This is a genomic window from Limnospira sp. (assembly GCF_051859755.1).
In the GTDB taxonomy this organism is placed as follows: Bacteria; Cyanobacteriota; Cyanobacteriia; order Cyanobacteriales; family Microcoleaceae; genus Limnospira; species Limnospira fusiformis.
Genome location: NZ_JBIMLI010000106.1, coordinates 6,748 through 18,241 on the forward strand (window position 1 = coordinate 6,748; position 11,494 = coordinate 18,241).

Here is an 11,494-nt window from a genome sequence, read left to right on the forward strand (position 1 = left end):
GGGTTATGCTTCGGAAGCGATCGCCGAAATTTTAGGCTTACCTGTTGATGAAATTCTGCCGATTTTAGAAGATTCTAATAAGGGGTAAAATTTGCAAATCACTATTAATTAACCAGGTTTTTGGGTAAAAACAGGGAACCGATTACCTATTAAATAAATATCCCGAAAACCTGTTTTTTCGGTAGGGTAAGAATTGGCAAGCGATCGCCGCCATCTTACCCTTAGCTGTCGCGCAAATTCAACATACTTTTAAATTGAATCATACTGATAATTACTAATATCCGTCGTGGCGGGTAAATTTTAGTCAAAATTGATATAAGTTTAATTGTTGGTGGAGTGAATCAGTGTAGTGGTAGGTTCTGGCTGAGGGGAATAGGATAACGAACGGTTTCTACGGCGTGACGGGTTCGGTTCTACGAATCTACTGGAGCATAATAGCAGATATGCTGAAAATAGGATAAGTTAACCCATATTCAGTATTTCATTTTCCAGAGTCAGGGTAATTATATGAATGGCGCTAATCAATCGGAAACGATGGAGAGAAAGCTATGAGTGATTTTAGTGTAGCAACTTTAAGCGAAATTTTAGCTAGTGAAGCCCTAATAGGCGATCGCAGTCGTTATTCCCGCCAGAAAGCCGAAGCCGACTGGTATGGGGCTATTCGTAGCTTAAATCAATTCCTAGAAGTGACCCCCCCCAGATATCCGAGAATTTCATCAACCAATGACAATCAACTGATCAGCGATATTCCCCCACCTTATTCCCATCGTGGTTATGTCATCTCTGGTCCATCTCCGGTATTAATGAATCCCCGTCTAGCGAGTGATTTCACTACCCTAATTTTGACCTGTGAATCGCAATTCGGGTCTGTAGGATCAGTATGGGGAAGAGAAAGGGGATTTCGGTTATTACCCGCATCCCACAAGGGGGATATTCCCGTTTGTGCAGAAAAAATTAATCAGTTACCCTTTCAGTCAGCTTTTCCCTTATCTGGAGACGATCCACTTATGGGGGAGAGATTTTGTTTAGTCTTGACCGCCGAATTTAGCCTAGTGATGGTGTTAGGGGTTAATCCTGCTAACGATCCGGCGTTTTTGTTTTCTTTTGATCCAGATCTAGTCAAGCGATCGCTGTTGCTGTTGCGCCAACGCATGGTTAAACAGTCCTCAACCGTCCCCAGTCACGATCACCATTATATTACTCAACTAGATGCGATCGCCTCACAATTTCCCCCAGTCGCCCCCCATTATCAAACTGTGACCCAGTTTAGCCGTTTGCTGCTGCAAAACTCAGCCCTACCATGCGATCGCCCAACCCAGCCAAAAACTAACCCCTCCGAAACCGTAGTTGTTCCCCAATCACCTGAAAACCTATTAACAGTTGGGTCATCAGTCGGGACAGACTACACTATTAGACAATCCCAGGCAGAATTATTACAGGCGATCGCCCATGAAGTTCGCACCCCCTTAACCACAATTCTGACCTTAACTCGGCTACTGTTGAAGCGTCCGAATTTCGACCCAGAGGTAGTCCGTAAACGCTTAGAGTCCATTGATCGCGAGTGTAGCATCCAAATCGATCGCTTTAACCTGATTTTCCGGGCGGTAGAATTGGAAATGTCCCCAAATCCCCCCTCCTCTTGCGAAATTCCTAGCAATACCGGAGTGCAGTTAACCACCATGTCTTTAGGAGATGTGTTCCAAAACGGACTACCACGATGGCAAAAACAAGCCAGCCAGCGGAATCATACCCTAGAGGTGATTTTACCCAAACAATTACCCTCTGTAGTTAGTGATCCGACCTTATTAGACCAAATGCTAACCGGGGCGATCGAAAACTTTACCCGCAGTCTACCATCTGGTAGCCATATTAAAGTCGGTGTAAGACTCGCCGGACAGTTGTTGAAATTGCAGCTAGAGTCCCATTCTCACACCCAAACTCATTCCCCTTTTACAGTTGCGCCTAAGTCTCCCCTAAAATCTATCGGACCTGTCTTGATGGTGCAGCCAGAAACCGGTAGTCTAAGTTTAAATATAAATGTCACTAAAAATCTGTTCCAAGCCCTTGGGGGGAAATTAGTTGTCCGACAGCGACCCCAGCAAGGGAAGGTGATGACTATTTTCCTACCTGTACAAGTCCGATGATTAAGTGTTTGAGTCTGACTGGGTTAATTCTGATTGCGCTTGAAGGTATCACTACTGGGGCTATTGTTGCCCAAAATCGCGATCATTACGGGGCGATCGCTACTTCAACCACTAACCCCGCTATCTGGGGTTACTCCCATGACTACCCCACACTCGCCCAAGCCCAACGTTACGCCCTAGAATACTGCGGACAGGCTGATTGTCAGATCCGGGTATGGTTTAAAAATGGTTGTGGTGCGATCGCCACTAATGGCTCTAATATTGGATCAGCTTGGGCTGTAAATAGGGCCGAAGCTGAGGCGCGTTCAATTGTCGCCTGTGGTCAAGGAGACTGTAAAATTGAGGTCTGGGCTTGTACAACCCATTTTAACCCTTAAATTATTGTTCCACAGCTTTGGGAGTGAATCGAATTTCAATCCGGCGGCGACTGGGGTCAGAGGTGCGGTTAATAGAAGCATAATTTCCCGAAGCCTCATATAATTGCGCCGCCGAATATGCTTTAAACGTTAATCCTAATGACTGCAATTCTTCATTTCCCTGTAATCTTTGGACAACTGATAAAGCGCGCATTAAGCCTAAGTCCGCATTAGAACCAGGAACTAGGCTAGTAACCGCTTGGTTATTGCGTGCAACTTCTTCTAATACTTGGTCTAGGTTGCTGTAACCGCCCCCTGTAACTTGTCCGTCAGTATGACCGATGACTTCTACCACATATCCCTCATAATCTTCCGCAAAATCCTTAATTTGTGCTACTAATTTATTATCGATAAACTCACCTAATTCTAACGAAATAGCCGCACTACCGGAGTCAAATGTTCGTGATGATGAATCTCGCAATACAATCACTGGTGGAGATTTGAGGCGTTCCACTTCTCCCTGTAATTGCATAATGCGATCGCCTCTATTTCTCAGTTCAGTTTGTAGCCTAGCTACCTCTCCTTGCAGTCCCGTCACCTGAGTGGTTTGCTGTTGTAGTCTACTTTGTAATTCCGACATTTGTACTTCTAATTGTTCGGAACGAGAAGCCGTCGCATCAGAAACCGTTTGAATAAATATCGACTTGATAATTGCTAACAACAGAAATAGGCTCAAAATCATAAACGAATTAGCCATTAAATCCGTAAAAGATGGCCACAAGTTAAACTCTTCTGATTTCTGATTAGAACGGGAATAACGCATATTTTTTGCCTCTTAAATCTTATTATTTACAGCTTTAATGCTTGACATTATTGCTTTTCTATGGTATGCCTGAGTCGATAAAGTTCATTTTTAGTGTCCTGTAAATGACTCACACATTCTTGTAACCCAGAAATTACTGGTTGTAACTCCATTGAATTAATCGAATTCCCTGGATAATTAGCAGCAACTCCGCCGCCGACTGCTGTATTGACTCCCTGGCTGTAAGTTTGCATAGCTACTACCAACTTCGATAATTCCGCCTGAATTTCTTCCAGATTATCAGTTTTATTCACCATGCGCCTTTGTAGGCTATCCAGGTTATTTACAGCCAATTGAAACCCTTGGGAAGCAGTTTGCACCTGTTCAACGATATGATTAAATGATTGTTGATTCTGATTCTGGGTTTCTAATAAATTTAATGCCGTTTGATTAGTTTGTTGGATTTGTTCACTAAATTTAATCAGGCGTTTGCTGTAGTTTTGCAGTTCAATAACAGCTAAATCCACCGATTGTACTGAGGTAGCCAACCCGGAAGCTGATTGGGAAAAACTGCGTTGAGTATTGGCTAAGTTGATAGTAGCATTGGAAAGCTGTTGGGGGAACTCGCTTTGTTCAAAAGCGCGCGCTACTTCCAAAAAGCGATCGCCCGCAATTTGAAAATCCTTAGCACTTTGCGTCACTGTCACTGAAGCATCAATTAACCGACTATAAACCTGTTCAGCCAGTTGATTAGCTTTCAGGTTAGTTGCATAAATTTCATCAATCTTTTGTCGAAATGCTGTCTCGATAGACGTTTGGATACCTTGACCAAAACGGATTAAAAACTGGTCAAATACCTGCACCATCTCTTGAACAATTTTATCAGTTTTCGTTTGACCTTTCAGAGTAGGTTGATAAATATTATCCAGATAGTCTTCTAAAGCACTCATCCAGCGATACTTAGCCAGATTAGTATTAAACATGAAGTTAATCACCACCAGAAGCGCGCTAAATAAAATCGCCGCTAAACTGGTAGTAAAAGCAATTCCCATTCCCTGTAAAGGTGTTTGAATATCCTGGAGTAAACTGCTAATGTCAGTGACATTAGTGGTGCTGACCGTTTCACTGAGGGAATATAAGTTAATCGTAATACCAATAAAAGTTCCCAGTAAACCAAAGGATAGTAATAAATTGGGAAGAATGCGCCCCAATTGTTCAATTTGTTCGCAGGAAATCAACAAAACTCGCTGCTGACTATAAACCTGATCAATAATTGCTGGAGTGTTGACTTGTTCCAATTGTTGGCTGGCTTCAGCTAGTCGAGTTTCTAAATAATTGACTATTTTCGGTGGTTTCCTGAGAGGCTGTCCGTTAATGAGTCTAATTACTTGGTTTCCTTGGTCAATCAAATAATAGTGTAGCGCCATTCGCAGGAGAACCGCTATCACCGATGGTACAATGACCAGGACAACAATCAGAATTATAAGGTAACTAGGAATAGCCATAAAATAACCGTTAGATTGCATGGTTGTAATTCTGCTACAGTTTAGTTTTCCCCAATTCCGGTTGAGGCATTCACCCAAATTTAGGTAAATTCAGCCAAATCTCAGTCAACTGTAACCACCACCATGATCATCATAGCTAATTTTCCCCGGCTTGCGGGAACTCAATGGGTTTTATCTCCCCACAATTTTGAGACCTTCCCGAAAATGTGCCGTAGCGGTTATCGCCGCCACCGAGAAATAAAATAATCTGATTCCCCAGAAGCAAATTCCCATTAACCAATTAACTATGGTTGGGGGAATACCGCTGACTCTGACAAATTTTGAGTTAACTTGTTTTTCCAGTCTATCTAAATCCTGCATTTGTGACTGTCTGGTGGGAATCATCGGAAATTGACCTGTATATAAATAAAAGCCCAAAACTCCCTGATGTCCAATGCGACGTTCTAAAAATGAGTTAGCAATGGTCATGGCTTGACTGTTGCTAATTTGGTCTTGCTGGGAGATGTCCTGAATCCATAGATCGTATTTAATATATTGGGGAATGGCTAAAATAACTGGCACTAAAATAATTAAAAATATGGTGCTGATTCGGCGACTGTCTCGGGTGGGAAGCAAACCGGTTGCTAATCCCAATCCCATCCCCAGTATGGCAAAAACCAGTAAATTTAATAACTCAATAATTTCTAGCCCTCTTAATAAGTCACCAAACACAAAAATCGGATACACAAATCTATGGGCTAACTGGAGGGCGATGACTTTAATGGAAATAGCGATCGCTACTAAAATCACCCCGCAGGTTACATAAGCCAAAGCACAGATCAGATATCTAGCGCCTCGCTTTATGGGTGAAATCGGTGGTTGGGAACGTTGGGATAATTTAATTTTTTGCTTGACCATTTTGGAATTGAATTTGAGTGAATTCAGTCATTTTGGCGATCGCATCTAAACTGGGGATAGCTTCACCTTGATCAGATAACCATAACAGATATTCAATGTTACCAGCCGGACCCTGAATCGGTGATGCTGTTAACCCCCGATACTCCCATCCCATGCTTTCAGCCTTCGACCCGACCCCCAAAATTGCCTCGGCTTGATCAAGTGGCGATCGCACCACCCCTTTTTTGCCAACCCGACCCTTCCCCACCTCAAATTGAGGTTTAACCAACAATACCACCTCTCGTGGAGGTTGTAGTAGTTCCCACAGGGCGGGTAGAATCTTGGTTAGGGAGATGAAAGATACATCCACCACCCCCAAATCAGCAAAACTGTTTCTAGTATAATCCTCTTGGTGATATAATTGCTCCCGAGTCAGATAGCGGAAGTTGGTGCGTTCCCGTAAAATCACCCGGCGATCGTTGCGAAGTCGCCAATCTACCTGTCCGTAACCTACGTCAATACCATAAACCTGTTTAGCCCCACGTTGTAGCAGACAGTCCGTAAATCCACCCGTGGAAATACCAGCATCAATACAGATTCTATCAGTAACATTGATCGCGAATTTCTCCAGCGCTTCCGCTAGTTTTTCCCCGCCACGAGATACATAAGGCGATCGCGCTTTCACATCTATAGTCGCCGAAATATCTACTTCTGTACCTGGTTTATCAACTACTTGGCGATTGACCATTACCTCCCCCGCCCTAATCAAACGTTGGGCTTGTTGTCGTGAGTCTGACAAATGGCGATCGACTAGCAATGTATCAAGACGTTGTTTCATATCATCAAGACTTCTTAGATTAACTCTTGTTGGCAATAATCAATTATTTCATCTTCATATATTTCATCTTTGCTGATCAGCTGATAATGCTTTTCATCCACAACATACAAGTGAAAGATATGCTCATACTCAGCAACAGTTAATTCAAGTATTGCCAAGGAATTGGTAGACAAAAATTGTAGCGCGATAGGCTTACATAAAGCATGAGGATACCTGGTTTTACAAAATTCTATATCTTGCATAATCTGAACTATTCCAAATTTGTCACCCGGTGATTTTGCCTGACATGGAATTACATAATGAGCACCTTTCTTGCTTACACCTAGGTAAATTTCATCAATTTCAATCTGTCCAATATTATCAACAGTAGTTCTTAAATGATTTTGAACTGAATAGCAGGTTAGCCCAGAAAAAATATCAACCAGCCTATTGTATCTAACCTTAGTTAGCAGTGCTTGTTCATCAGTTCCCGGTGCGTATTTCTTGACAATCTCTGGTGTGGCATCTGGAATTTTCACCCTTTGTCTATTATTTGTTGGGGTAATTTTTGCTGGTGATGCAAGTCTAAACTCATATAATCCTACTCCTGAACCAATAATTATCCATTCTGAATCTGGTGGTGCAGTGTTGGTGATTGACTCTGGTAGTTCTCTTCTGAATCTAAATGAATAGGGTATGTCACCTAGATTTTTGATTCGCTCAAATCCCAGGTCATTACAAGCTAAAGCTAACTCATCTCTCGTAAAAATTACCCGCATTGCTCCGCCGATGTAATTTTTGTGAAAAACGTGCGCGATTATATCATCATATTTTGCCATTTTTATTGTCTCTTAATCGTTTTCTCTTAGGTATCACATTGTCAGGGATTCCCCAATAACTAGAGGCTTGGGAGATATTATATGATAACAAACTTTCCGGCACTTGTGCCAAAGTTGTTGATTTTAACTGATTGACATCTACCCCCAGGGCATCAATTACCGACCCGCCAAGCTGTTTAGCCAGAATCGGAATCACCGCATTTCCAATTTCCCGAAATCCATGCCATATAGTGCGATGAAATTGAAACCAATCCGGGAAAGTATGAAGTCTAGCCGCCTCCCTAATAGTGATACATCGAGGGATAGAGTAGTGAATAGGTCGGGGTGCTGTATAAGCTCCTTTATCGCTATTAGTACCTGCTCTCAGAGTATTACATAATCCCGTAGGTGAGAGTTTAAAAAATCTACTTTTGGGTTCAACTGTACCTGGTGGAGTCTCAGCAAATCTGGCGATCGACAGGGGAGTGTGAACCGAGCCAACATGACCATAAACAGTCGGCTCAATAGTACGTTTATGGCAGAGCGAAAAACTATCACTAGGGACTAAGGAATATTTTTTGCGATCGCCTTCATATTCTAGGAAAGCCGGAGAAATTCCTGGGTCATAATTAGTAAAATTATCTATCTTTTCTAGGTCAGATATTGCTTGATAAACCGTGAACATTTCCGATTTATTTGTGGCAGGATATTCAGCTATTTTCACATCGAATCGACTACCGATTAATATTAGTCTTTTTCGTTTTTGAGGAGCCCCGTATTCACTAGCATCAAGAATTTTAATCGGCTTTTGGATCTGGTAGCCAATAGCTTCAAATTCAGTAATTAGTTCATTTAAAAACCGTTTATGTTTGCCAGTAGCGATACCCGGCACATTTTCAAAAATAAAGTATTTGGGCTGAATTTCCGCAATCATTCTGAGATATTCAAAAACCAGGGAATTTCTCGGGTCATCAAGTTGACGTTTACCTATATGGGAAAATCCCTGACAGGGAGGCCCCCCCGCAATCAAGTCAACTTGTGTATCTTGATATTTTAATTGTAATTGCTCCAGAATTTCGGCGCTTGTAACTTTTGATATATCTCTGCATATTGTATGACAGTAGGGAAAGTTAAAATGATGTACCAAACAATGAACAGCATCAAACTCTACCGCCACAGCCACATCAAACCCCGCCGCCTCCAAACCCAGAGACATCCCCCCACACCCAGCAAATAAATCAATCGCAATTGGTCTTTTGGTCACTGTTAAATTTTCCCCGAAAAAACAAGAGGCGAACATATAATAATTAATGTCGCCCCTTTTTATGTTAAATTTTCCCCATCTGGAAAATGATCTTAAACGTCAGTTTCGCTCAATTCAGCGATCAAATGGTCAAAGGGCTGTTCCAAATATGCGCCCACTTCAATACCCGCAGCTTGAACCTTCTCAGTCACCAAGTCTTTGAGGATACCGATACCAACAACAGTTGGACCAATGGGAACCCCAAGAGAATTATAAGTTTCGCGCAAGCCTTGTAGCACACGCTCATCAAGAACATCTGTATCGCCTGCTACCAAAGCATAAGTTGCATAGCGCAGATAATAATCCATGTCCCGCAGACAGGCTGCATAGCGACGGGTTGTATAAGCATTTCCACCCGGACGAATTAACTCAGGTAGGTCGCCAAACAATTGAGAAGCAGCTTGCTTAACCAACTCTGCTGCATTAGCCGTGATAGTTGCTGCCGCTTGAACCCGTGCGGTTCCGGTGACAAAGTAGGATTTTAAGCTATCAATGGCATCTCGGTCTAAGTACCGCCCGGTAATGTCGTAATTTTTAATCAGGCTCGTTACTGCGTCCCGCATCAAGTCGATCTCCCTATGATATCTTTATCTTTAAATTATTTTGATCCAGGTTGCGTCATAGTGTAGCACTCAATACAAAACTTAATCAATTGAAGTCACTATGATCAACCAGATGTGCTTCGTCAGAAAATCTGGTAAGCTCCTCAAATAGTGGAAATTCTAAGGAGAGATATATGCCCACGACAGCCCAAGAAGTCTTGAGTATGATTCAAGACCAAGGTATTAAAGTTATCGACCTGAAATTTATCGACATGCCAGGAACCTGGCAGCATTTGACCGTATACTACGATCAGATTGATGAAACTTCCTTCACCGATGGGGTGGCTTTTGACGGTTCCAGTATTCGGGGTTGGAAAGCCATCAACGAATCCGATATGATGATGGTGCTAGACCCGACAACAGCCTGGTTTGACCCCTTCATGGCGGAACCGACCCTGAGCGTGATTTGTAGCATCAAAGAGCCTCGGACGGGGGAATGGTATAGTCGCTGTCCGAGGGTGATTGCTCAAAAGGCGATTGACTATTTGAAGGAAACAGGTATTGCCGATACAGCCTTTTTAGGTCCAGAAGCTGAGTTTTTTGTGTTTGATGATGTCCGCTTTGACCAAAATCAACACTCTGGTTACTACTTTTTAGACTCCATTGAGGGCCGTTGGAATTCTGGTCGGGAAGAACCAGGAGGTAACTTAGGCTATAAACCCCGTTATAAAGAGGGTTACTTCCCTGTATCCCCCACAGATACTATGCAAGACTTGCGGACTGAGATGCTGCTAACGATGGCTCAGTGTGGGGTTCCCATTGAAAAGCATCACCATGAAGTAGCCACAGGCGGACAAAACGAACTGGGTATTAAGTTCGGAACCCTGGTAGAAGCTGCTGATAACTTGATGATTTACAAATATGTCATCAAGAACGTTGCTAAAAAGTATGGCAAAACTGTCACGTTCATGCCTAAACCAGTTTTTAACGATAACGGTTCTGGTATGCACACTCACCAGTCACTCTGGAAAGGTGGTCAGCCTTTGTTTGCAGGAGATGGCTATGCTGGATTGAGCCAAATGGCTTTACACTATATCGGTGGTATTCTCAAACACGCGCCGGCTTTGTTGGCTCTGACTAACCCAACCACTAACTCCTATAAGCGTCTGGTTCCTGGTTTTGAAGCTCCGGTGAACTTGGCTTATTCCCAAGGAAACCGCTCGGCTTCGGTTCGGATTCCTCTGGCTGGTGATAGCCCCAAAGCCAAGCGTTTTGAGTTCCGCTGTCCTGATGCTACGGCTAACCCCTACCTCGCTTTTGCGGCTATGCTCTGTGCGGGTATTGATGGCATTAAGAACGAAATTGACCCCGGCGAACCGCTGGATGTGGATATCTATGATCTGACTCCTGAAGAACTCCGCAAGATTCCCTCAACTCCTGGTTCTTTGGAATTGGCTCTGGAAGCTCTGGAAAATGATCATGCCTTCCTGACGGATTGTGGGGTGTTTACGGAAGACTTTGTTACTAACTGGATTTCCTACAAACTCGATAATGAGGTTAACCCCATGCGGTTACGTCCTCACCCGTTTGAGTTTTCTCTCTACTACGATTGCTAATCTTCAGAACTTCTATTCTGAGACTTAGCCAGTCACCCCCAGAGGGGGGTGATTTTTTGTTTAACCCCCCCGATTCGATAAAATTGTTAAAATCAATTACAATTCTTAACATTTAGAGATTTTTCACTGGTCATGTCAGATCCCTTAACTCAACTAACTTATCAGGCGTTTCAGTACAGCAAGAGCGTTTTAAGTTTGGCTCATAAAACTTTGAGCAATCAAGTGCTGGAGATGGTAGCACCACCGACCCCAGAGCGTAGACCTCAACCTCTGAAACCAGAGGTGATTAACAAAATTCGGGACTCTTTGGAGAAAATATATCAAAGGGATTGGGAGGAGGCGGAAAGGGGGGTTTATCCCGCCTCGATTTTGTTTGATACGCCGATAGAAGATATATTGCGCTACTATCCGCTGTTATGGTGGGATATGCTGCAAATGCAAGAACGTGCTAATCAGAAGCGATATCAGGAATTTGCGCGGGAAATTGATACGGAGGGCTATCCTGGTTACTACCTCCAGAATTTCCATCATCAGACTGATGGCTATTTGAGTGATTGGTCGGCTAATTTGTATGATCTGGGAGCAAGAATTTAATCCAAGATTTGCTTAATATCTTAGGACAATAAGGTACAATACCCCAAAAGATTCGCAACTCAATAATGAGTATACGGTCAAACCCCAGACCATGCCAAATTTCCTTGACGACATACTCATC

General features: G+C 43.0%; 11 protein-coding genes and 1 pseudogene. 5 read left to right on the forward strand and 7 right to left on the reverse strand.

Annotation, left to right across the window (positions count from 1 at the left end):
* The 3 genes and pseudogenes from ACTIE0_RS16895 to ACTIE0_RS16905 form a co-directional block, all read left to right on the forward strand.
* Window positions 1–88, forward strand: a pseudogene (locus tag ACTIE0_RS16895) (Rpn family recombination-promoting nuclease/putative transposase); the annotation flags it as partial.
* Window positions 89–548: 460 nt separating this feature from the next.
* Window positions 549–2,144 (forward strand): sensor histidine kinase, encoded by a 1,596-nt coding sequence (locus ACTIE0_RS16900; protein ID WP_006626288.1) that lies wholly within the window; start codon window positions 549–551, stop codon window positions 2,142–2,144.
* The gene (locus ACTIE0_RS16905) at window positions 2,141–2,521 is read left to right on the forward strand and encodes a DUF4189 domain-containing protein (RefSeq protein WP_006626287.1); all 381 of its coding nucleotides are present in this window, start codon (window positions 2,141–2,143) and stop codon (window positions 2,519–2,521) included. The genes ACTIE0_RS16900 and ACTIE0_RS16905 overlap by 4 nt, the downstream gene beginning before the upstream one ends.
* Window position 2,522: 1 nt before the next feature.
* Here the strand turns inward: ACTIE0_RS16905 and ACTIE0_RS16910 are convergent, their stop codons facing one another.
* From ACTIE0_RS16910 to apcB, 7 genes are all read right to left on the reverse strand, one after another.
* Window positions 2,523–3,323, reverse strand: coding sequence for an OmpA family protein (locus tag ACTIE0_RS16910; RefSeq protein WP_006669719.1), 801 nt, complete (start codon window positions 3,321–3,323; stop codon window positions 2,523–2,525).
* Window positions 3,324–3,370: 47 nt separating this feature from the next.
* Window positions 3,371–4,828 (reverse strand): hypothetical protein, encoded by a 1,458-nt coding sequence (locus ACTIE0_RS16915; protein ID WP_006626285.1) that lies wholly within the window; start codon window positions 4,826–4,828, stop codon window positions 3,371–3,373.
* 150 nt (window positions 4,829–4,978) lie between these two features.
* Complete coding sequence (locus ACTIE0_RS16920) at window positions 4,979–5,704, reverse strand: hypothetical protein (protein WP_006626284.1); 726 nt, start codon at window positions 5,702–5,704, stop codon at window positions 4,979–4,981.
* Window positions 5,685–6,521 (reverse strand): TlyA family RNA methyltransferase, encoded by an 837-nt coding sequence (locus tag ACTIE0_RS16925; protein WP_006626283.1) that lies wholly within the window; start codon window positions 6,519–6,521, stop codon window positions 5,685–5,687. Before ACTIE0_RS16925 ends, ACTIE0_RS16920 begins: the two co-directional genes overlap by 20 nt.
* Before the next feature lie 14 nt (window positions 6,522–6,535).
* Entirely contained in the window at window positions 6,536–7,339 is an 804-nt protein-coding gene (locus ACTIE0_RS16930; RefSeq protein ID WP_006669718.1) for a hypothetical protein, read from the reverse strand.
* Complete coding sequence (locus ACTIE0_RS16935) at window positions 7,326–8,582, reverse strand: DNA cytosine methyltransferase (protein ID WP_039933298.1); 1,257 nt, start codon at window positions 8,580–8,582, stop codon at window positions 7,326–7,328. Before ACTIE0_RS16935 ends, ACTIE0_RS16930 begins: the two co-directional genes overlap by 14 nt.
* A gap of 92 nt (window positions 8,583–8,674) precedes the next feature.
* Window positions 8,675–9,184 (reverse strand): allophycocyanin subunit beta, encoded by a 510-nt coding sequence (apcB, locus tag ACTIE0_RS16940; protein WP_006626281.1) that lies wholly within the window; start codon window positions 9,182–9,184, stop codon window positions 8,675–8,677.
* A gap of 173 nt (window positions 9,185–9,357) precedes the next feature.
* Between apcB and glnA the strand changes: the two genes are divergently transcribed.
* Together glnA and ACTIE0_RS16950 are read left to right on the forward strand one after the other, a co-directional pair.
* Entirely contained in the window at window positions 9,358–10,779 is a 1,422-nt protein-coding gene (glnA, locus tag ACTIE0_RS16945; protein ID WP_006626280.1) for a type I glutamate--ammonia ligase, read from the forward strand.
* Between the two features lie 132 nt (window positions 10,780–10,911).
* Entirely contained in the window at window positions 10,912–11,373 is a 462-nt protein-coding gene (locus tag ACTIE0_RS16950) for a hypothetical protein (RefSeq protein WP_006626278.1), read from the forward strand.
* The last annotated feature ends 121 nt before the right edge of the window (window positions 11,374–11,494 follow it).

What these genes read in the sequence shown, in the direction of transcription:
- ACTIE0_RS16900 (WP_006626288.1), top strand. Translation starts at nt 549, where the DNA reads ATGAGTGATTTTAGTGTAGCAACTTTAAGCGAAATTTTAGCTAGTGAA.
- ACTIE0_RS16905 (WP_006626287.1), top strand. Translation starts at nt 2,141, where the DNA reads ATGATTAAGTGTTTGAGTCTGACTGGGTTAATTCTGATTGCGCTTGAA.
- ACTIE0_RS16910 (WP_006669719.1), bottom strand. Translation starts at nt 3,323, where the DNA reads ATGCGTTATTCCCGTTCTAATCAGAAATCAGAAGAGTTTAACTTGTGG.
- ACTIE0_RS16915 (WP_006626285.1), bottom strand. Translation starts at nt 4,828, where the DNA reads ATGCAATCTAACGGTTATTTTATGGCTATTCCTAGTTACCTTATAATT.
- ACTIE0_RS16920 (WP_006626284.1), bottom strand. Translation starts at nt 5,704, where the DNA reads ATGGTCAAGCAAAAAATTAAATTATCCCAACGTTCCCAACCACCGATT.
- ACTIE0_RS16925 (WP_006626283.1), bottom strand. Translation starts at nt 6,521, where the DNA reads ATGAAACAACGTCTTGATACATTGCTAGTCGATCGCCATTTGTCAGAC.
- ACTIE0_RS16930 (WP_006669718.1), bottom strand. Translation starts at nt 7,339, where the DNA reads ATGGCAAAATATGATGATATAATCGCGCACGTTTTTCACAAAAATTAC.
- apcB (WP_006626281.1), bottom strand. Translation starts at nt 9,184, where the DNA reads ATGCGGGACGCAGTAACGAGCCTGATTAAAAATTACGACATTACCGGG.
- glnA (WP_006626280.1), top strand. Translation starts at nt 9,358, where the DNA reads ATGCCCACGACAGCCCAAGAAGTCTTGAGTATGATTCAAGACCAAGGT.
- ACTIE0_RS16950 (WP_006626278.1), top strand. Translation starts at nt 10,912, where the DNA reads ATGTCAGATCCCTTAACTCAACTAACTTATCAGGCGTTTCAGTACAGC.